At 68.7% G+C, this 18772-nt stretch carries 23 protein-coding genes; 15 read left to right on the top strand and 8 right to left on the bottom strand.

The window, feature by feature from the left end; genetic code table 11:
• Window positions 1-155: 155 nt before the first annotated feature.
• The 8 genes from FMM06_RS01620 (at window position 156) to FMM06_RS01585 (ending at window position 6655) form a co-directional block, all read left to right on the top strand.
• The gene (locus FMM06_RS01620; protein ID WP_143554477.1) at window positions 156-1646 is read left to right on the top strand and encodes a replicative DNA helicase; all 1491 of its coding nucleotides are present in this window, start codon (window positions 156-158) and stop codon (window positions 1644-1646) included.
• Window positions 1643-2140, top strand: a complete 498-nt coding sequence (locus FMM06_RS01615; RefSeq protein WP_143554476.1) for a CcdC protein domain-containing protein — start codon at window positions 1643-1645, stop codon at window positions 2138-2140. The genes FMM06_RS01620 and FMM06_RS01615 overlap by 4 nt, the downstream gene beginning before the upstream one ends.
• 38 nt (window positions 2141-2178) lie before the next feature.
• The gene (locus FMM06_RS01610; RefSeq protein WP_143554475.1) at window positions 2179-3192 is read left to right on the top strand and encodes an alanine racemase; all 1014 of its coding nucleotides are present in this window, start codon (window positions 2179-2181) and stop codon (window positions 3190-3192) included.
• Window positions 3189-3986, top strand: coding sequence for an MlaE family ABC transporter permease (locus FMM06_RS01605; RefSeq protein WP_143554474.1), 798 nt, complete (start codon window positions 3189-3191; stop codon window positions 3984-3986). The genes FMM06_RS01610 and FMM06_RS01605 overlap by 4 nt, the downstream gene beginning before the upstream one ends.
• Window positions 3983-4753 (top strand): ABC transporter ATP-binding protein, encoded by a 771-nt coding sequence (locus tag FMM06_RS01600; protein ID WP_143554473.1) that lies wholly within the window; start codon window positions 3983-3985, stop codon window positions 4751-4753. The genes FMM06_RS01605 and FMM06_RS01600 overlap by 4 nt, the downstream gene beginning before the upstream one ends.
• Entirely contained in the window at window positions 4750-5292 is a 543-nt protein-coding gene (locus FMM06_RS01595; protein WP_185964996.1) for a sigma-70 family RNA polymerase sigma factor, read from the top strand. The genes FMM06_RS01600 and FMM06_RS01595 overlap by 4 nt, the downstream gene beginning before the upstream one ends.
• Complete coding sequence (locus tag FMM06_RS01590) at window positions 5289-5990, top strand: anti-sigma factor (protein WP_143554472.1); 702 nt, start codon at window positions 5289-5291, stop codon at window positions 5988-5990. The genes FMM06_RS01595 and FMM06_RS01590 overlap by 4 nt, the downstream gene beginning before the upstream one ends.
• A gap of 95 nt (window positions 5991-6085) precedes the next feature.
• Window positions 6086-6655 carry a fasciclin domain-containing protein gene (locus FMM06_RS01585; RefSeq protein ID WP_143554471.1) on the top strand — a complete coding sequence of 190 codons (570 nt, stop codon included), beginning with the start codon at window positions 6086-6088 and terminating at the stop codon, window positions 6653-6655.
• Window positions 6656-6714: 59 nt separating this feature from the next.
• Here FMM06_RS01585 and FMM06_RS01580 read toward each other — a convergent pair whose 3' ends face one another.
• From FMM06_RS01580 to FMM06_RS01565, 4 genes are all read right to left on the bottom strand, one after another.
• Window positions 6715-7458, bottom strand: coding sequence for a 3'-5' exonuclease (locus tag FMM06_RS01580; RefSeq protein WP_143554470.1), 744 nt, complete (start codon window positions 7456-7458; stop codon window positions 6715-6717).
• A 43-nt stretch (window positions 7459-7501) separates the two neighbouring features.
• On the bottom strand, window positions 7502-7693 hold the full coding sequence (locus FMM06_RS01575; protein WP_143554469.1) for a helix-turn-helix transcriptional regulator: 192 nt from the start codon (window positions 7691-7693) through the stop codon (window positions 7502-7504).
• On the bottom strand, window positions 7690-8094 hold the full coding sequence (locus FMM06_RS01570; RefSeq protein WP_143554468.1) for a hypothetical protein: 405 nt from the start codon (window positions 8092-8094) through the stop codon (window positions 7690-7692). Before FMM06_RS01570 ends, FMM06_RS01575 begins: the two co-directional genes overlap by 4 nt.
• A 75-nt stretch (window positions 8095-8169) precedes the next feature.
• A complete protein-coding gene (locus tag FMM06_RS01565) occupies window positions 8170-8697 on the bottom strand; it encodes a P-loop NTPase family protein (protein ID WP_143554467.1) in 528 nt (175 codons plus the stop codon).
• Window positions 8698-8778: 81 nt separating this feature from the next.
• Between FMM06_RS01565 and FMM06_RS01560 the strand changes: the two genes are divergently transcribed.
• The 7 genes from FMM06_RS01560 (at window position 8779) to FMM06_RS01530 (ending at window position 15383) form a co-directional block, all read left to right on the top strand.
• Window positions 8779-9216, top strand: a complete 438-nt coding sequence (locus tag FMM06_RS01560; protein ID WP_143554466.1) for an RrF2 family transcriptional regulator — start codon at window positions 8779-8781, stop codon at window positions 9214-9216.
• An 88-nt stretch (window positions 9217-9304) separates the two neighbouring features.
• Complete coding sequence (locus FMM06_RS01555) at window positions 9305-10294, top strand: sulfate ABC transporter substrate-binding protein (protein WP_143554465.1); 990 nt, start codon at window positions 9305-9307, stop codon at window positions 10292-10294.
• Window positions 10295-10320: 26 nt separating this feature from the next.
• The gene (locus FMM06_RS01550; RefSeq protein ID WP_143554464.1) at window positions 10321-11766 is read left to right on the top strand and encodes an OprO/OprP family phosphate-selective porin; all 1446 of its coding nucleotides are present in this window, start codon (window positions 10321-10323) and stop codon (window positions 11764-11766) included.
• Window positions 11767-11801: 35 nt separating this feature from the next.
• Entirely contained in the window at window positions 11802-12644 is an 843-nt protein-coding gene (gene cysT, locus FMM06_RS01545; protein WP_185964995.1) for a sulfate ABC transporter permease subunit CysT, read from the top strand.
• The gene (cysW, locus tag FMM06_RS01540; RefSeq protein WP_143554463.1) at window positions 12641-13462 is read left to right on the top strand and encodes a sulfate ABC transporter permease subunit CysW; all 822 of its coding nucleotides are present in this window, start codon (window positions 12641-12643) and stop codon (window positions 13460-13462) included. Before cysT ends, cysW begins: the two co-directional genes overlap by 4 nt.
• The gene (locus FMM06_RS01535) at window positions 13459-14493 is read left to right on the top strand and encodes a sulfate/molybdate ABC transporter ATP-binding protein (RefSeq protein ID WP_143554462.1); all 1035 of its coding nucleotides are present in this window, start codon (window positions 13459-13461) and stop codon (window positions 14491-14493) included. The genes cysW and FMM06_RS01535 overlap by 4 nt, the downstream gene beginning before the upstream one ends.
• A gap of 32 nt (window positions 14494-14525) precedes the next feature.
• On the top strand, window positions 14526-15383 hold the full coding sequence (locus tag FMM06_RS01530) for a peptidylprolyl isomerase (RefSeq protein WP_143554461.1): 858 nt from the start codon (window positions 14526-14528) through the stop codon (window positions 15381-15383).
• On the opposite strand, the gene FMM06_RS01525 is transcribed toward FMM06_RS01530, so the two are convergent.
• From FMM06_RS01525 to der, 4 genes are all read right to left on the bottom strand, one after another.
• Window positions 15367-16071: a hypothetical protein gene (locus FMM06_RS01525; protein WP_143554460.1), complete on the bottom strand. Its 705-nt coding sequence runs from the start codon at window positions 16069-16071 to the stop codon at window positions 15367-15369. The two genes, FMM06_RS01530 and FMM06_RS01525, sit on opposite strands and share 17 nt — an antisense overlap.
• Window positions 16068-16448, bottom strand: a complete 381-nt coding sequence (locus FMM06_RS01520; RefSeq protein WP_143554459.1) for a hypothetical protein — start codon at window positions 16446-16448, stop codon at window positions 16068-16070. The genes FMM06_RS01525 and FMM06_RS01520 overlap by 4 nt, the downstream gene beginning before the upstream one ends.
• A gap of 23 nt (window positions 16449-16471) precedes the next feature.
• A complete protein-coding gene (maiA, locus tag FMM06_RS01515; RefSeq protein ID WP_143554458.1) occupies window positions 16472-17119 on the bottom strand; it encodes a maleylacetoacetate isomerase in 648 nt (215 codons plus the stop codon).
• Between the two features lie 222 nt (window positions 17120-17341).
• Window positions 17342-18733 (bottom strand): ribosome biogenesis GTPase Der, encoded by a 1392-nt coding sequence (der, locus tag FMM06_RS01510; protein ID WP_143554457.1) that lies wholly within the window; start codon window positions 18731-18733, stop codon window positions 17342-17344.
• Between the last annotated feature and the right edge of the window lie 39 nt (window positions 18734-18772).

Raw genomic sequence — 18772 nt, 5'->3', positions numbered from 1 at the left:
GACCCAAGGTCGTAACTCTGTGACTTTGGATCCCCGCCTTCGCGAGGATGACGACGCGAGTTTTTCACTCGCACTCACAGCTTATCCACGACCGTCCACAGACCTGCCCACACCCGCGGATTGCCCCCGTCGCCCCCTCGCGCGACAAGCGTGGCATGATCCAGCCGCTGCCCCTGCGAGTCGTCCCGCCCGTCCCTGAAACCGCCATCCTGCCCCAGAATCTCGAGGCGGAGGCCGCGCTGCTCGGCGCGCTGATGATCGACAATCGCCTCGTCGAGGACGTCATGCTCAAGCTGCGGCCCGAGCATTTCCACGAGGCATTGCACGGCCGGATTTACGAGAAAATCGTCGCGCTCGCCGACCGCAATATGGTTGCGACACCGGTTACCCTCAAACCCCTGTTCGACGCCGATCCGGCGATGGCCGACGTCGGTGGCACCGGTTACCTCGCGCGGCTGACCGAACAGTCGGGCGCGCTGATCGCCGCCAAAGACTTCGCCCAGCAGATCTATGACCTCGCCCTGCTGCGCGAGATGATCCGCGTCGGGCGCGAGATGGCGGCGGGCGCCTTCGACACGGGCGCCGATGTCTCGCCCCTGAAGCAGATCGAGGACGCCGAGCTCGCGCTGTACAAGGTCGCCGAGCAGGGCGAGGTCGCGGGTGCGGTCAAGACCTTCGCCCAGGCCACCCGTGAAGCCGTCGAGATGGCCGACCGCGCGATGAAGTCGGGCGGGCATCTGTCGGGCTACACGACCGGCCTCGACGCACTCAACGCGAAGATCGGCGGGCTGCACAAGTCCGACCTCGTCATCCTCGCCGGGCGTCCGGCGATGGGCAAAACCGCGCTCGCCACCAACATCGCCTTTGCCTGCGCGCAGCGGGCGCAGCGCGACGCCGCCGACGGGATCGACGAGGGCAAGCGCAGCGGCGCGGGCGTCGCCTTCTTCAGCCTCGAGATGTCGTCCGACCAGCTCGCGACGCGCGTCCTCGCCGAGCAGTCGGACGTCAATTCCGAAAGCCTGCGCATGGGCAAGATCAGCCAGGACGAGTTCAACCGGCTGGCACGTGCGGCGGGCGCGCTCAGCGAGCTGCCCTTCTACATCGACGACACGCCCGCACTGTCGATCGCCGCGCTGCGCACCCGCGCGCGCCGCCTGAAGCGCCAGCGCGGTGTCGGGGTGATCGTCGTCGACTATCTCCAGCTGCTGCAGGGCTCGGCCAAGACGAGCGAGAATCGCGTGCAGGAAATCTCCGAGATCACCCGCGGCCTGAAGACGCTGGCGAAGGAGCTGCAGGTCCCCGTGCTGGCGCTGTCGCAGCTGAGCCGCGCGGTCGAGAACCGCGAGGACAAGCGCCCGCAGCTCGCCGACCTTCGCGAGTCGGGCACCATCGAGCAGGACGCCGACATCGTGCTGTTTGTTTACCGCGAGGAATATTACCACGCGCTCAAGCAGCCCGACATCGAGGACGGCGAGAAGCACGCCAAGTGGAAGGAGCGTGCCGAGAAGCTGCACGGCCTTGCCGAAGTCATCGTCGCCAAGCAGCGCCACGGCTCGACCGGCACCGTGCCGCTGACCTTCCACAAATCGACGACCAAGTTCGCCGACCGCGCCGACGACGCCTTCCTGCCCGAGCGCTACGAATGACCCCGCAGGCGATCACCTACGCGGTCGCCGCAGTCGCCGTCCTCATCGTGCTGTTCTTCCGCCTGCGCGGCCTGAAGCGCGGCCGTCCCCTGCGCCTCGAGCGGCTGTGGATCGTGCCGACCTTGTACGGCATCTTCGCCGCCGGGCTGTTCTGGTGGCGGCCGCCCCACGGGGTGCAGTGGCTGTGGGCCGCGGCGGCGCTGCTGCTCGGCAGCGCGATCGGCTGGTGGCGCGGCAAGCTGATGCGCATCGAGATTGATCCCGTCAGCCACGCGCTCAACCAGCGCCAGTCGCCCGCCGCGCTGCTGCTCATCGTCGGACTGATCGGGATGCGCTTCGTGCTGCGTGAAGAGCTGGGCGCAACGGGCACGATGCCCGCGGCCGGCGTCATCGATGCCTTCGTCGCCTTCGCCGTCGGCCTGCTGGCGATGCAGCGCGTCGAGATGTTCCTGCGCGCCCGCCGCATGCTCGCCGAAGCACGGGGCGCAGCCTGAAGGTTGCCCCCGACGCCCAAGCCGCTAAGCCGGAGGCGATGTCCGCCCCCCTCCGCCTGACCGTCGACACGTCCGCGCTTGCCGCCAACTGGCGCTGGTTCGGCGCACAGGGCGGCGTGGCGGCAGGCGCGGCGGTCAAGGCCGACGGGTACGGGCTGGGCGCACGCGAGGCGGTGGCGGCGCTGGCGGCGGCGGGATGCCGGGACTTCTTCGTCGCGACCTGGGCGGAGGCCGCGGCGCTGACGATGCCGGCGGGCACGCGGCTGGCGGTGCTGCACGGGCTGCTGCCGGGCGAGACGCCTTTGCCGGGTGTCGTGCCGGTGCTCAACTCGCTCGAGCAGGTCGCGCGCTGGGTCGACAGTGGCGGCGGGCGCTGCGACCTGATGGTCGACACCGGCATGAACCGGCTGGGGCTGAACCACGCCGATCTCGCGCAGCTGCCCGCCCTCGACATCGACGTGCTGCACAGCCACATCGCCTGCGCCGACGAGCCCGGCCATCCGCTCAATGCCGCGCAGCTCGCGCGCTTCCACGAGGCTTGCGCGCAGGTGCCGCACGCCCGCGCCGCGCTCGCCAATTCGGCTGGAGTCTGCCTCGGCACCGACTACGCCTTCGACCTGACACGGCCCGGCATCGGCCTGTACGGCGGCGTCATGCACCCCGCCGCGGCGGGGCAGCTGCAGACCGTCGCAGGCGTCGAGGCGCGCGTCGTCCAGGTCCGCGACATCGCGGCGGGCGAGACCTTTGGCTACGGCGCCACCTGGGCTGCACCGCGCGCCAGCCGGGTCGCGATCCTGAACCTGGGTTACGCCGATGGGTACCGCCGCGCCTTCTCGGGCGTTGGGCGCGGCTATGTCGAAGAAACTCCCTGCCCCGTCGTCGGACGCGTTTCGATGGACCTGACCGGCATCGACGTCACCGGGCACGATGTCCGCGAAGGCGACTGGCTGCGCGTCGATTTCGACTTGGCCGCGGCTAGTGCGTTGAGCGGTATCGCACAATATGAGTTGCTGACCGGCCTCGGCCACCGCTATCAGCGGCGGTACGTATGAGAGGAATCGCTCACGACGCGGTCGGCGTGCTGAGCGCGATCGGCGGATTCGTCATCGGCGGGCTTGCCGCAATCGGCCGCATGTCGAAATTCGCCGCGCGCGCGCTTGGTCACGCCGTGCTGCCGCCCTACTACCCGGCGCGGCTGCTCGAGCAGATCCTGGTGATCGGCTATTTCTCTCTGCCCGTCGTCGGGCTGACCGCCTTGTTCATCGGCTCGGCGCTGGTCCAGCAGATCTATATCGGCGGCAGCCGCTTCAACGCCGCCTCGACCGTGCCTGCGGTGACCGTCATCGGCATCGTCCGCGAGCTGGGCCCCGTGCTCGGTGGCCTGATGGTTGCGGGCCGCGTCAGTTCGGCGATGGCGGCCGAACTCGGCACGATGCGCGTCACCGAACAGATCGACGCACTCGCGACGCTGCGCACCGACCCCTATCGCTACCTGATCGCGCCGCGGCTGGTCGCGGCGGTGCTGGTCATGCCGATCCTCGTGCTGGTCGCGAACATCGTCGGCGTGCTGGGCGGCTTCCTGCTCGCGACCGGGCGGCTGGGGTTCAACAGCGCCAATTACCTCAACACGACTATGGAATATCTGAAGGTCGAGGATGTCGTGTCGTCGATGGTCAAGGCGGCGGTGTTCGGCTTCTTCATCGCGCTGATGGGCTGCTACCACGGTTTCCGCTCGACCGGCGGCGCCGCGGGTGTCGGCAAGGCGACGACCAATGCGGTAGTCAGCGCCTTTATCATGATCCTGTTGTCGAACCTGGTCATCACCGTGCTGGTGTTCGGCACATGACCGAGATCCCCAAGATCGCGCTGAAGGGCCTGCGCAAGCGCTTCGGGTCGAAGCAGGTGCTGCAGGGCGTCGACCTCAACATCTGCGCGGGCGAGTCGATGGTCGTCATCGGCGGCTCGGGCACGGGCAAGTCGGTGATGATGAAGTGCATCCTCGGCCTGATCGCCCCCGACGCGGGGCGGATCGAGGTCGACGGGGTCGATGTGACGCACTTGAAGGGCCGCGCGCTGGCGGCGCATCAGGCGCGCTTCGGGATGCTGTTCCAGGGGGGCGCACTGTTCGATTCGCTGAGCGTCTGGCGCAATGTCAGCTTCGCGCTCGACCAGTCGCGGAAAGGTGCCGACCTGCGGGCGGCGGCGATCGACAATCTGGCGCGTGTCGGCCTGGGTGCCGAAGTCGCCGACCTGCGCCCGTCCGAGCTGTCGGGCGGCATGCAGAAGCGCGTCGCGCTGGCCCGCGCGATCGCCCCGCGGCCGGAAATCGTGTTCTTCGACGAGCCGACGACCGGCCTCGATCCGATCATGGCCGACGTCATCAACGACCTGATTGTCGAGCTGGTCCGCGACCTGAAGATCACCGCGCTGACCATCACCCACGACATGGCGAGCGTCCGCAAGGTCGCCGACCGCGTCGCGATGCTCTACGCCGGCCGCATTGTCTGGCACGGACCGCGCGAGGGGATTGACGCGACGGGCAATCCCTATGTCTATCAGTTCGTCAACGGGCGGGCGGAGGGGCCGATCAAGATGGCGGTGCGCGGGGGATGAGCGGCAGCGCAATGCTGGTGACTTTGCTCGACCGCGCCGGCGCCGGCGATACGGCGGCATTCAAAAACCTGTACGACGCGACGAGCGCAAAACTATTTGGCGTCATCCTCCGTATATTGAACGAACGGGGCGAGGCGGAAGACGTGTTGCAGGAAGTCTATACAACGGTCTGGCGAAAGGCGGCGGAATTCGATGCCGCGCGCGCCAGTCCGATCACCTGGATGGCGACGATCGCGCGCAACCGCGCCATCGACCGGCTGCGCGCTCGCGGCAGCCGCCCGACGACGGCGCTCGATGCCGCGGCCGATGTCCCCGACACTTCGCTGCCTGCCGACCAACTGATCGATGCGAGCGACGATGCGCGCCGCCTGCATGCAGCGCTCGACACGCTCGACGCGCGCCACGCGGCGGCGATCCGCAGCACCTATTTCGAAGGCCTCACCTACGAGGCGCTGGCGGTACGGGAAGGCGTACCCGTCGGCACGTTGAAGAGCTGGGTGCGGCGCGGCCTGCTCCGCATGCAGGGAGCCATGGCATGAGCGCTGGCAGTGATCTCGACGGCGACGACGGCCTGGCGATCGATACCGCGTTGGGTGCGCTGAGCCGCGACGCGCTGCGCGCCGCCGAGGCGCGCATGGCGAGCGACCCCGTGTTCCGCGCCAGCGTCGAGGAGTGGCAGCGCCTGCTTGCGCCGCTCGACGAGGCGACTGCGCCCGTGTCCCCGTCACCCGAGGTCTGGAGCCGTATCATGAGCGTCATCGAACCCGCGCCGCGTGTCGCTGCGAAGCCGTCGATCTGGTCGAGCCTCAACCTGTGGCGCGGCTTGGCGGGTGCCTCGACGGCCGTCGCGGCAGTCACCGCGATCCTGCTGATCGCGCGCCCCGACACGCCGGCGGCACCGCAGCTGCTGGTCGCCAACCTGGCCTCCGAAGGCGGCGTGTCGCTGATCACCGCGACCTACGATGCATCGCGTGAGGCGATTATCCTGACGCCCGCCGGCAAGACCGACGACGCCGGGCGGACGCCCGAGCTGTGGGTTATCGAGGGTGACAATCCGCCGCGTTCGCTCGGCACGATCGACCTTGCATCGCCCGAGAGCCATGCGATCCCGGCTGAGCGGTTGAAGGGCTTGAAGCCCGGCTCGACGCTGGCGATCAGCTTGGAGCCCAAGGGTGGCTCCAAGACCGGCGCACCGACCGGGCCGGTGGTTGCGACGGGCAAGCTGACGGGCATTTAGCCGCAGGGCCGTTCTGTGGCCGTAATGCAACTGTTCCGTACCCATCTTCGTATAGGGTTCGTCCGCCTGACGGATCCACGAGGGAGAATTTCTGTATGAGCATTTCCAAGCACGCGTTCGGTGCGGCCCTGTTCGCTATGGCTGCTGCTGGCCTAGGCGCGGGCGTCGCGCCGGCTGCCGCGAAGACCGTGACGGTCGGCGGCGCGCCGATGTATCCGAACAAGAACATCATCGAGAACGCCGTCAATTCGAAGGATCACACGACGCTGGTCGCCGCCGTGAAGGCCGCCGGCCTCGTCGACACGCTGTCGGGCCCGGGTCCGTTCACCGTGTTCGCGCCGACCAACGCGGCGTTTGCCAAGCTGCCCGCCGGCACTGTCGAGACGCTGGTCAAGCCCGAGAACAAGGACACGCTGACCGGTATCCTGACCTACCACGTCGTCGCGGGTAAGCTCGATTCGAAGGCCGTTGCCAAGGCGATCAAGGACGGCGGCGGCAAGGCCGTGCTGAAGACCGTCAATGGCGGCGAACTGACCGCGACCGCGTCGGGCAAGACCGTCAAGCTGATCGACGCCAAGGGCAACGCCGCCACCGTGACGATCGCCGACGTCTATCAGTCGAACGGCGTCATCCACGTCGTCGACACCGTGCTGATGCCGCAGTAATTTCTCGTATCAGTCCGAAGATCGGAGGGGCGGGCCGCAGGGTCCGCCCCTTTTTCGTGTCAGGCGAACAGGCTGCCCTGTGAGGGCGGCGCGACGTCCCTGACCGTGCCGCTGCGCCGCGCCTGCTCGACACTCGCCGAATAGCGGACATCCTCGTCGCGGTCGCCGAGCCACCCGGTTAGTGCCGCATCGTCGATCTCCGCCCACCCCTTGCCGCGGTCGGGCCCGGCGGGGACGCGCGGCAGCAGCCCGGGCAGGTCGCTCCATTCGAGCAGCTGGTCGACACTCGCCTCGGCGAGCATGTCGCGCAGATGGTGCGCGGTCACATAGGCGTCGGGCAGCGCGCGATGCACCGGCAGGCCGAGCTCGCGGTCGAGCCCCACCGGCTTGCGCCAGTAGCGCAGCACCTGGTTCGAGAAGGACGGGCTGTCGGGCCACAGCCGCAGCGCGCATTTCCACGTGCAGATCCAGCGCGCCCCGCCCGACAGCGCCGGGGTGCAGAAACGCTGTTCGAAGCTGGCGCGGTGCGCCGCCATGACTGGAAAGGCGCGCAGCACGACGGGTGCAATGTCGGCCCAGCGCGGTGCGCCGACGACGTCTTCGTCGATGATGTGGTGCACCGCCTGCGTCACCGGCGGAATGGCGCGCTGCGGATCGACGAGGCTCGACCCGCGCGACGCGGTCACCTGCCACCCGTCTTCGCCCAGCGTCACGTCCTGCCAGCCGATCTCGCACACTGCATGCGCGGGCGGGCGCGAGCCGGTGGTTTCGAGATCGACGACGCGGACGGTGGAGACACTCACCGGACCAGCCTAGCGCCCGATCGATGCCCTAGATAGCGCGCGGTCAATCGGCCGTGAAGATCGCCTCGATCGGCGCCTCGAAAAGCGCGGCGATGCGGAAGGCGAGCGGCAGCGACGGGTCGTACTTGCCCGTCTCGATGGCGTTGACGCTCTGCCGCGAGACGTCGAGCCGCGCCGCGAGATCGGCCTGGCTCCAGCCACGTTCGGCGCGCAGCACGCGCAGGCGGTTGTTCATGCCGCGCGGTCGCGGGTCAGCGCGCCGACCAGCCCAAGGCAGAAGAACCAGACGATCGCGACGACGTACAGCGGCAGGTGCGGCGCCGCATCGAAATTCTCCAGAAACCCCCACATCGTCGCGAGGCTCAGCGTGCCGCCGGTCGCCCACAGGATCTGGTTGACCATGCAGGCGCGCAGATATTCGTCGGTCTCCTCGAGCAGGTAGCGCCCGAGCGCCACGAACATCGCAACGATACCGAGTGCTGGCAGCAGGCCGAGGACGATGCGCAGCGGCAGCTCGGGCGTGTAATGCCTGACGATGTACGTCGTCGGCAGCAGCATCGCCGCATAGACGACCGATGCGATGATGATGCGGCGATTATAGACCCGCTTCGCCGGACGCACGCTAGACCTGGACACGACAAGCTTCCCTTGCTGTTTGATAAGGACACTTTACTCACTCTGTCGGGTTGGTGTCAAGCGACCTTGATAGGATCAGCGTGTCAGGCCTTGAGCCCGATAAAAATCGGTGAGTGCCTTCGGGTTCGGCAGCCGGATGCCCGGCAGGTCGGTCGTTTCGAGCAGCGCGGCCTGCCGCCGGCTCCGCGGCGGCGTGGCGACGGCGATGTGATGGATCATTTCCCATTTGACGCGCTCGCGCCCGCCGTCGAGCGCACCGACCCGGTCGCGCTCGAACAGCGTTCGGCGGACGTAGCGCCACAGGCTGCGCGCGGTCGAGAGGTCGAGGGCGATAATACCTGTCGCGCGCTCCAGCCGCTGCGGCAACAGGCGCGAATAGTTGCCGTCGATCACCCAGCGCTCGCCGGCGATGACCGCATCGTGCAGCGCGCCGAACTCGGCCTCGGGGCGCTGCACCCAGTCGGTGCCGGGCAGGTGCTGCAACTGGTCTAGGTGTACCGCCGGCAGGCCGCGCGCACGCCCGATCGCTGCCGCAAGGGTCGACTTGCCACTGTTCGACGGCCCCAGGATGCAGATGCGCGGTCCGAGATCGTCGAGCGTCATGGCCGCATCTACCGCCGCGTGCCCGGGCCTCGCAACGCCGCGGCGCTTGAAACGCCCGCGTCACGGGTGCATTACCCCGGCATGCTGACCCAGCGTTCGCGCTACGCCCTGCGCGCCCTGATCTTCCTCGCCCGCGCCCCCGGCATTGCGCCGGTGCCGATGAGCGCGATCGCGGCCGACCAGAAGCTGCCGCGCAAGTTCCTGGAGATCATCCTGCTCGAACTGCGCAACGGCGGGCTGGTGACGAGTTCGCGCGGCAAGCTGGGCGGCTATCGCCTCGCGCGCCCGGCATCGGCGATCAGCTTCGGCGAGATCATCCGCTTGATCGAGGGGCCGCTGGCGCTGGTACCCTGCGTCAGCCAGACCGCGTACCAGCGCTGCCCCGACTGCTTCGAGGAATCGGTCTGCGCAATCCGCAAGCTGATGCTCAGCGTTCGCGACAAGACCGCGGCGATCCTCGATGGCACCAGCCTCGCCGACATCGACCCCGTGCGCGTCGACGAACAGGTTGCCGCATAGCCGCGCTTCGCGCCGCGCAACTTTTGCTCGCATTGCCTAGTTGAAAGGTGGGAATATTGTTCCCAGACCTCAACGGAAGGCTCCAACGATGCGCTCGCTGCTGATTGTCGCCGCCCTGTTCGCCACCGCCGCGCATGCCGCGCCGGTCACCTTGCTCAATGTCAGCTACGATCCGACGCGCGAATTGTACAAGGCGGTCAACGCCCAGTTCGCGGCGCAGTGGAAGGCACAGACCGGCGACGTGGTGACGATCAACCAGTCGCACGGCGGGTCGGGCAAGCAGGCGCGATCGGTCATCGACGGGCTGGAGGCCGATGTCGTGACGCTGGCGCTGGCGTACGACATCGACGAGATCGCCGACAAGGCGAAGCTGCTGCCCGCCAACTGGCAGGCGCGCCTGCCGCAGCGTTCGACACCCTATTATTCGACGATCGTCTTCCTCGTCCGCAAGGGCAATCCGAAGAAGATCCGCGACTGGGACGACCTGGTGAAGCCCGGCGTCGCAGTGATCACGCCCAACCCCAAGACGAGCGGTGGCGCGCGCTGGAATTACCTCGCGGCGTGGGGCTATGCGCAGAAGAAATACGGCACGGCCGCCGCGGCGCGCGACTTCGTCACCAAGCTGTTCAGGAACGTCACGGTGCTCGACTCGGGCGCGCGCGGGTCGACGACGACCTTCGTCCAGCGCGGCCAGGGCGACGTGCTGCTGGCGTGGGAGAACGAGGCGTACCTCAGCCAGAAGGACGCCCCCGGCCAGTATGAGATCGTCGCCCCGTCGGTCAGCATCAAGGCCGAGCCACCGGTCGCGGTGATCGACAAGAACGTCGACCGCCATGGCACGCGCAAGGTCGCGGAGGCCTACCTGAAATACCTCTACACCCCGGCCGCGCAGCAGCTGATCGGGCAGAATTTCTATCGCCCCGTCGATGCGGCGGCGGCGGCGAAGTTCACCGCGACCTTCCCCAAGCTGGCGCTGTTCACCATCGACCGCAATTTCGGCGGGTGGAAGGCGGCGCAGGCGGCGCACTTCAACGACGGCGCGATCTTCGACCAGATCTTCGACGCGGCCAAACGCTGACCCACGCCTGACGAAGGATTTTCGAAATGCAGCGACTGCTGAACGGCGGAGCTTTGTCCGCGCTGATCCTGATCGCAACCGGTGCGGCGGCGCAGGAGACGCCCCTCGATACCGAGGAGCCGGCCTTCGAGACGGCGCCCCCGTCCATCCCGGCACCGACCGGCGACGCGACGCTCGACCGGCTGAACGCCCTCGAGGCCAAGGTGCAGGCGCTCGAGGCGCGCAACCGCAGTCTCGAGGATGCGCTGCAGGAATCGACGACGCGCATCCAGACCGTCGAGGTGCGCGCCGCCAAGGGCGTCCAGGCCAATGTCGCGCCGACCCATGCCGATCCGGGCGGCGTCTTCACCTTCAAGGCGCGCGGCGTCCTCGACGTCGATTACGTGCACTTCGCCGAGCGCGCGGGCGCCTACGACTATAACGACGGCACGGGCTTCCGCCGCGCGCGCCTGGGCTTCGAGGGTACGGCGTTCAAGGACTGGGCGTGGCGGCTGGAGGTCGACTTCGCGGGCAATGTCGTCGCGGTGCAGGACGCCTATCTCCAGTACAACGGCTTCAAGCCCCTCACCATCACGCTGGGCCAGCACAAGGCGCCGTTCGGGCTGGAATCGAACAACAGCGACAATTTCAACAGCTTCCTCGAACGCGGCATGTTCACCAACGCCTTCGGCACGGCAGGCGCCGAGCGCCGCATCGGCGTGTCGGTGGCGTATCTGAAGGAGAAGTTCACCTTCACCGCCGGCCTGTTCGGCGACAACGAGTCGATCGGCCGCTCGACCGGCGCAGCGCTGACAGCAGCGCCCGACGAGAGCTACGGGGCCAACGCCCGCGTCACCTGGGAGCCGGTGCTCGACACGGGGCGCATCATCCACGTCGGCGCGTCTGGCTTCTGGCGCGCCGGGCTCAAGTCGGGCGACACTGACGACGGCCTGCGGCTCAGCGACCGGCCCAACATTCGCGTCGACAACGGCAATATCATCGACACCGGTGTCATCCCCAATGTCGAGAACCTCTACTATCTCGGCGTCGAGGGCACCGCGGTGTTCGGCCCGCTGTCGGTGACCGGCGAATATGGCCACCTCGAGATCGACCGCTTCGCCGGCTTCCGCGATTTCTCGAGCGACGGCTTCTACGTCTACGGCAGTTGGTTCGTCACCGGCGAGACACGCCCCTTCCGCAACGGCAACTTCGACCGCATCCGCCCGCTCAACAATTTCTCGAACACCGGCGGTACCGGGGCGATCGAGCTGCTGCTGCGCTACGACCAGCTCGACGTCGGCGACACGCCTGTCGCGGCGCGCGCGGGCAACGACGCGCACAGCTATACGGCGGGCGCCAACTGGTACCTGACCCCCAACTTCAAACTCCAGTTCAACTATATCCGCTTCGCCGGCAGCAACACGCCGCTCGACCCGGTCGGCGCGAAGACCAAGGGCGACGCGGTCGCGACCCGCCTGCACATCGACTGGTGATTGCCGCCACCGCGGCGCGCGGGCATGGAAGAGGCGTGGCGACGCGCACCCTCCTCGGCTACCGCCGGTCGATCCTGCCCGGCTTCGGGCTGACCTTCGGATTCACCGTCTTCGCGCTGTCGCTGATTGTGCTGATCCCGCTGTCGGCAGTCTTCATCAAGACCGCGGGGATGGGGTGGGACCAGTTCGTGGCGGTGGCCTTCAGCCGGCGCGCGCTGCTCGCCTATCGCCTCAGCTTCGGCGCGGCGGCGATCGCGGCGCTGATCAATGCGGTGTTCGGGCTGCTCGTCGCCTGGGTGCTGGTGCGCACCGACTTCCCGGGCAAGCGCATCGTCTCGGCGCTCGTCGACCTGCCCTTCGCGCTGCCGACCGCGGTCGCGGGCATCGCGCTGACCGCGCTCTACGCATCGAACGGCTGGATCGGGCAGTATCTGGAACCCGCGGGCATCAAGGTCGCCTTCTCGCCGCTCGGCGTCGTCGTCGCGCTGACCTTCATCGGGCTGCCGTTCGTCGTGCGCACCGTCGAGCCTGTGCTGGCCGACCTGGGTGCCGAGGTCGAGGAGGCTGCCGCCTCGCTCGGCGCGACACGCTGGCAGAGCTTCACCCGCGTCGTCTTTCCCGCCGTCGCACCCGCGCTGGCGACGGGCTTCGCGCTCGCCTTCGCGCGCGGCGTCGGCGAATATGGCTCGGTGATCTTCATCGCGGGCAACCTGCCCTTCCGCTCGGAGATCGCGCCGCTGCTGATCGTCCAGCAGCTCGAGCAGTATAATTATGCCGGAGCGACCGCCATCGCGGCGACGATGCTCGTCGCGTCGTTCGCGGTGTTGATGGCGATCAACGCGCTGCAGGCGTGGGACCGCGGGCGGCGCGAGGCATGACCACCGGCTGGCCCAAATATCTGCTGATCACGCTCGCGCTGGCGTTCCTCGGCGCCAACATCGCGCTGCCGCTCGCGGCGGTCTTCGTCGAGGCGTTCGCCAAGGGCTGGGACGCCTATGTCGAGGGCATCATCGAGCCCGACGCACTCGCCGCGGTCCGCCTGACCCTGCTCGTCGCGGCGATCGCGGTGCCGTTCAACATCGTCTTCGGGCTGGCGGCATCCTGGGCGATCACCAAGTTCGACTTTCGCGGCAAGGCGGTCCTGATCACCATGATCGACCTGCCCTTCTCGGTCTCGCCCGTCGTCTCGGGGCTGATCTACGTCCTGCTGTTCGGCCTGCAGGGCTGGTTCGGCGAATCCTTGCGCGATGCGGGCGTGCAGATCATCTTCGCGGTGCCCGGCATCGTGCTGGCGACGGTGTTCGTCACCTTTCCCTTCGTCGCGCGCGAGCTGATCCCCCTGATGCAGGAACAGGGGCGCGACGAGGAGGAGGCGGCGCGGTCGCTCGGCGCCGGCGGCTGGACGGTGTTCCGCCGGGTCACCCTGCCCAACATCAAATGGGGCCTGCTGTACGGCGTGCTGCTGTGCAACGCCCGCGCGATGGGCGAGTTCGGCGCGGTCTCGGTGGTCAGCGGCCACATCAGGGGACTGACCAACACCATGCCGCTGCACGTCGAGATCCTGTACAACGAGTATAATTTCGTCGCGGCGTTCGCGGTCGCGTCATTGCTCGCGGGGCTGGCCCTGGTCACCCTGCTCGTCAAGTCGCTGCTCGAATGGCGCTTCGCCGACACCATCGCGGGGAGCGGGCATTGACCGTCGAGACGCACGACCTCGTCAAGCGCTTCGGCGGCTTTGCAGCGCTGGAGGGCGTGACCCTGCAGGCGCGGCCGGGCGAGTTCCTGGCGCTGCTCGGGCCGTCGGGGTCGGGCAAGACGACGCTGCTGCGCATCATGGCAGGGCTCGATTTTCCCGATTCGGGCCGCGTCACCTTCGACGGCGTCGACATGAGCGACCGCCCGGCGCGCGAGCGCGGCATCGGCTTTGTCTTCCAGCACTATGCATTGTTCCGGCACATGTCGGTCGCCGACAATATCGCCTTCGGCCTGACGGTGCGCCCTCGCCGTGACCGGCCTGCGGCGTCGGCGATTGCGGCGCGTGTCAAGGAACTGCTCGACCTCGTCCAGTTGCCCGACCTCGGCAAGCGCTACCCCGCGCAGCTGTCGGGCGGCCAGCGCCAGCGCGTCGCGCTCGCCCGTGCGCTCGCGGTCGAACCCCGCGTGCTGCTGCTCGACGAGCCGTTCGGCGCGCTCGACGCCAAGGTGCGCAAGGACCTGCGCCGCTGGCTGCGTGCCGTCCATGACGCGAGCCACGTCACGTCGGTCTTCGTCACCCATGACCAGGAAGAGGCGCTCGACCTCGCCGACCGCGTCGTGGTGATGAACAAGGGGCGGATCGAGCAGGTCGACACCCCCGACGCCGTCTACAACCGCCCCGCCACCGCCTTCGTCTGCGATTTCCTGGGCAACGCCAACCGCTTCGAATGTGCCTTGCGCGGCGGCGGCGTCGAGATCGGCGGGCTGACCCTGCCCAACGCCGCACCGCCCGCGGGCGACGGCCGGGGCCAGGCCTTCGTCCGCCCGCACGAGTTCGACATCGCCGCCGCCGGCCAGCCGGGAATTGCCGCGACGCTGCGCCGGGTCGCGCATACCGGCGCGCTCGCGGCACTCGAATGCGAGGTCGAGGGGCGGATCGTCGAGGCGACATCCGCGCGCCCGCCCGAAGGCCTGACCCCCGGCGACGCGCTGACCCTGGTGCCGACGACGGTGCGCGCCTACCCGGCGTGACAAGCCGCGCGCGCGCGGGCAGTCTGGCGGGCATGAGATATCTCGCCCTGATCGCCCTGATCGCCGCCGCCCCTGCTGCCGCACCCCCGGGCGCCGCCGACATCGTCCGCGATGCCCCCGCCGCCGCGTGGCGCGCGGTCGCGCCCGAGAGCCTGATGCTGATCGACTCGCCGCGCGGCACGGTTGCGATCGAGCTGGCGCCCGATTTCGCCCCCGCGCATGTCGCCGCGATCCGTGCGCTGGTCCGCGCCGGACGCTTCGACGGCGGCGCGGTGGTACGCGTGCAGGACAATTACGTCGTCCAGTTCGCCGCCAAGGAGGTGCCGCCGCCCGCGACGCCGCCCGCTGAACTGCCGGCCGAATACGAAGCGCCCGTCGCGGGGCAGTTCACGCCGCTCGGCTACCGCGATGCCTATGCGTCCGCTGCGGGCTACAAGCGCGGCTGGCCGGTTGCGCGCGACAAGGGCCGCGAGTGGCTCGTCCATTGCTATGCCATGATCGGCGTCGGCCGCGAGGCACCGCCCTCGACCGGCGACGGCAGCGAGCTGTACGCCGTCAGCGGCCACGCCCCGCGCCACCTCGACCGCAACATCACCCTCGTCGGCCGCGTCGTCGAGGGTTTCGCCGGCTGGACCAGCCTGCCCCGCGGCACCGAGGCGCTCGGCTTCTATAAGGACCCGTCGCAGCGCACACCGCTGACCCGCGTCCGCCTCGCCGCCGACGTGCCCGATGCCCCGCGCTTCGAGGTCATGGACACCGCCTCGCCGACCTTCCGCGCCTATGTCGAGGCCCGCGCCAACCGCCGCGAAAGCTTCTTCCTTCGCCCCGCCGGCGGGGTCGACCTGTGCAACGCGCCGGTGCCGGTGCGGCGGGTCACTTCGGCGCGTTGACGCCCTCGATCCGGTTGACCGGGCCGCCGAGATAATTGCCGAAGGTTGCGCCCGGCGCGAACTCGACGTTGCGCACCCGCGCCACGAGTTCGGGCGGAAGCGGCAAGTCGTCGGCTCCGCGCGCGCGGAAGCTGACACGCACCGGTGTCACGGGCGGCTTTTTCGCAAAAGGTCCGAGCAACATCAGCTTGGCGAGGCTGGGCGCCTTCGGCGGCTGACCGTCGGGCCAGTCGGCGAGGGCACTGACGACGCCCAGATCGACGATGTCGCCGGCCGCCAGCTGGAAGCGATAGGACCCGAGCGAGAAGGACGTATCGGCCCAGCCTTGCACGACCCAGGTGTCGGGTTCGACGGCAATCAGAAACAGCTGCGCGCCCTCGCCCTTGACGAGCGGGCGGTTGCGAAACGCCTCGAACGGTCGCTTGTCTGGTGCGGGGTTGGCCACCGCGCGCCCCTGTCCGCGCACGTCCGCCAGCGTCGCGTCGTACCGCGCGAACGACAGCCCGAAGATCTGCGGATAATATTTCCGCGAGCCGGGAAAGTTCGCCATCGTATTGGCGATCAGCTTGTACTCGACGAGAACATAGGCCTTGGCGGGATCGAGCGTGGTCGGCACGGTCGTCAGCGGCTCGGCCGAAGCCGCGCGCGCCGTGACGAGGAGAAGCAGCAGCGCAACCCGGGCGATCATCGCGGCAGCACCACACCATCGGGGTCCGCCGCCGTAGCAAGTGCGTGCATGCGATCGAGGCGCGCTCCGCTATCGAGCCTGGCAAGCTCCTTACGCAATGTTGAACTTTCGACGCGTCGATAACCGCGATCGGCCATGCAGGTTCGCAATATGCTGTCCACGACCGCCCGGCGCTGGCGCGATGCAGCGATGCCGCCAAGCAGGCCACCGACGCCGGCAGCGATGGGATCGGCGCTATAGCTTGTTTGCGGTCGGACGACGACGCCACCGGCGAGGCCCTCGCACACCTCGGCACCACTGATGAAGGTCGCGCGGTCGACGCCGGCCTTATGAAAATAGATCGAACCCGCCGCTGCGCTGGCCGGGACACTTGCCATAACCAGCCCCGCGACAAGGCGCCTCACGCGTCCGCCCCCGCCTGGCGCTCGGGCCGTGCCGCCTGGAAGGCGTGCAGCAGGTTCAGGCGGCGGTCGATCTCGCCGAGGCGAGGGAAGCGGGCGACGTCGGCCTGGACGCGGCGGGCGTTGTAGAGCTGGGGGACGAGGCAGCATTCGGCCATCGTCACCTGCGGACCGAATAGGAAAGGGCCGGGCGAGGCTTCGGCAAGCTCCTCGAGCGGCGCGAGGCCGGTCTCGATCCAGTGACGCTGCCAGTCGTCGATCGCCGCCTGCTCGTGGCCCATGCCTCTGAGATGCTTGAGCACGCGCAGGTTGTTGATCGGGTGGATGTCGCAGGCGATCGCCAGCGCCGCGGCACGGACGCGGGCGCGGAAGGCCGCATCGCCGGGCAGCAGGCGCGGTTCGGGATAGGTTTCGTCGAGCCATTCGATGATCGCGATGCTCTGGTTGAGCGCCTGGTTGCCGTCGAGCAGCACGGGCACCAGCCCCTGCGGGTTGAGCATCGTGAACCCCACCCCCGACTGCGCGCCGCTGCGCAGGTCGACGGGCTTCGCGGTCCAGTCGAGGCCCTTGACCGCCAGCGCGATGCGCACGCGGTACGACGCCGACGAGCGCCAGTAATCGTAGAGGACGCGGGCAGGTTCGGTCATCGGGCGCGGATACGCGCCGCGCCCGATGCCGGCAACCTCGACCGTGCGCTCACGGCTTGCGCCGCACCGCCCAGATCAACGCCGACACCGCGGTCAGCAGCGCGGACAGTCCCAGTAACAGCGTTCCGTCAAGCACGATCATGGGGAAACTCCTATCCATGTATCGTCATGTTCCTATTTTGTACCCCAATAGGAAAGCGGATTCCCGGCCCGGAGGCGAAACTATCGGTCGCCGTCGAAGGGGTTCTTGCCGCCGCGGAAGGTCAGGCGGATAGGCACGCCCTCGAAACCCAGTTCGTCGCGCAGGCCGTTGACGAGGTAACGGCGATACGACTCGGGCAGTTCGTCGGTCCGGTTGCCGAACACCACGAAGGTCGGCGGGCGGCTGGTGACCTGCGTCGCATAGCGCAGCTTGATGCGCCGCCCGTGCGGCGCGGGCGGCGGGTTGCGGTCGAGTGCTGCCTCGAACCAGCGGTTGAGCGCCGATGTGCTGACGCGGCGGCTCCACGCATCGCGCGCCTCGAACGCCACCTTCATCAGCGTGTCGAGCCCCTTGCCGGTCTGGCCCGAGACGGTGAGCAGCGGCACGCCCTTGATCTGCGCCAACCCCTCGTCGAGCGCCTTGCGCACCCCCTGGAACAGGCTCGACTGGTCGGCGGCGACATCCCATTTGTTGAGCGCGACGATGAGGCCTCGTCCCTCGCTGAGCACCAAGTCCGCGATGCGCAGGTCCTGCGCCTCCAGCCCCAGCGTCGCGTCGAGCAGCAGCACCACGACCTCGGCGAAGTCGACCGCATGCTTGGTGTCGGCGACCGACATCTTCTCGAGCTTGTCGATGACGCGCGCGCGTTTCCTGAGGCCGGCGGTGTCGATCAGGCGCACCGCCCGCCCGTTATACTCCCAGGGGATCGCGATCGAGTCGCGGGTGATCCCCGCCTCGGGCCCGACGACGAGCCGGTCCTGGCCGAGCAGCCGGTTGATCAGCGTCGACTTGCCCGCATTGGGCCGCCCGACGATCGCGAACTTGAGCGGCTCGGCATAGCGCCGCGCTTCCTCGGCCTCGGGGCTCTCGTCGGGCTCCTCCTCGGGCAGCGCATTGGCCGCGACGATCGGGTCGAGGACGGGCATCAGCGCCTCGTACAGGTCGGCGAGCCCCTCGCCGTGCTCGGCCGAGATCTGGATCGGGGCACCCAGCCCCAGCTCGTACGATTCGGCGACGCCGCCCTCGCCCGCGCGCCCCTCGGCTTTGTTGGCGACGAGCAGCACCTTCATGTCGTGGCTGCGCAGCCACTGCGCGAAATGCCGGTCGAGCGGCGTCACGCCGGCGCGCGCGTCGAACACCAGCAGCGCGACATCGGCCTCGCCCAGCGCCGCGTCGGTCTGCGCGCGCATGCGGCCCGCGAGGCTCGCGGCATCGGCATCCTCGAAGCCGGCGGTGTCGACGATCGTGAAGTCGAGGTCGAACAGCTGCGCCGCGCCCTCGCGCCGGTCGCGCGTCACGCCGGGCGTATCGTCGACGAGCGCCAGCTTGCGCCCGACGAGGCGGTTGAACAGCGTCGATTTGCCGACATTGGGGCGGCCGACAATCACGACCGTGGGTTTGATGGGGGACATGGGCCGGGCTGGTAGCCGATTTGGGCCGCCGGGTCGAAC

This window comes from Glacieibacterium frigidum, from assembly GCF_007097155.1.
GTDB classification, from domain to species: Bacteria; Pseudomonadota; Alphaproteobacteria; order Sphingomonadales; family Sphingomonadaceae; genus Glacieibacterium; species Glacieibacterium frigidum.
The sequence above is the reverse complement of the archived record's forward strand: the minus strand, read 5'-3'. Positions and strand labels throughout refer to the sequence as shown.

Coding starts and splice junctions, on each gene's coding strand:
- FMM06_RS01620 (WP_143554477.1), top strand. CDS start 156: ATGATCCAGCCGCTGCCCCTGCGAGTCGTCCCGCCCGTCCCTGAAACC.
- FMM06_RS01615 (WP_143554476.1), top strand. CDS start 1,643: ATGACCCCGCAGGCGATCACCTACGCGGTCGCCGCAGTCGCCGTCCTC.
- FMM06_RS01610 (WP_143554475.1), top strand. CDS start 2,179: ATGTCCGCCCCCCTCCGCCTGACCGTCGACACGTCCGCGCTTGCCGCC.
- FMM06_RS01605 (WP_143554474.1), top strand. CDS start 3,189: ATGAGAGGAATCGCTCACGACGCGGTCGGCGTGCTGAGCGCGATCGGC.
- FMM06_RS01600 (WP_143554473.1), top strand. CDS start 3,983: ATGACCGAGATCCCCAAGATCGCGCTGAAGGGCCTGCGCAAGCGCTTC.
- FMM06_RS01595 (WP_185964996.1), top strand. CDS start 4,750: ATGAGCGGCAGCGCAATGCTGGTGACTTTGCTCGACCGCGCCGGCGCC.
- FMM06_RS01590 (WP_143554472.1), top strand. CDS start 5,289: ATGAGCGCTGGCAGTGATCTCGACGGCGACGACGGCCTGGCGATCGAT.
- FMM06_RS01585 (WP_143554471.1), top strand. CDS start 6,086: ATGAGCATTTCCAAGCACGCGTTCGGTGCGGCCCTGTTCGCTATGGCT.
- FMM06_RS01575 (WP_143554469.1), bottom strand. CDS start 7,693: ATGAACAACCGCCTGCGCGTGCTGCGCGCCGAACGTGGCTGGAGCCAG.
- FMM06_RS01565 (WP_143554467.1), bottom strand. CDS start 8,697: ATGACGCTCGACGATCTCGGACCGCGCATCTGCATCCTGGGGCCGTCG.
- FMM06_RS01560 (WP_143554466.1), top strand. CDS start 8,779: ATGCTGACCCAGCGTTCGCGCTACGCCCTGCGCGCCCTGATCTTCCTC.
- FMM06_RS01555 (WP_143554465.1), top strand. CDS start 9,305: ATGCGCTCGCTGCTGATTGTCGCCGCCCTGTTCGCCACCGCCGCGCAT.
- FMM06_RS01550 (WP_143554464.1), top strand. CDS start 10,321: ATGCAGCGACTGCTGAACGGCGGAGCTTTGTCCGCGCTGATCCTGATC.
- cysW (WP_143554463.1), top strand. CDS start 12,641: ATGACCACCGGCTGGCCCAAATATCTGCTGATCACGCTCGCGCTGGCG.
- FMM06_RS01530 (WP_143554461.1), top strand. CDS start 14,526: ATGAGATATCTCGCCCTGATCGCCCTGATCGCCGCCGCCCCTGCTGCC.
- FMM06_RS01525 (WP_143554460.1), bottom strand. CDS start 16,071: ATGATCGCCCGGGTTGCGCTGCTGCTTCTCCTCGTCACGGCGCGCGCG.
- FMM06_RS01520 (WP_143554459.1), bottom strand. CDS start 16,448: ATGGCAAGTGTCCCGGCCAGCGCAGCGGCGGGTTCGATCTATTTTCAT.
- maiA (WP_143554458.1), bottom strand. CDS start 17,119: ATGACCGAACCTGCCCGCGTCCTCTACGATTACTGGCGCTCGTCGGCG.
- der (WP_143554457.1), bottom strand. CDS start 18,733: ATGTCCCCCATCAAACCCACGGTCGTGATTGTCGGCCGCCCCAATGTC.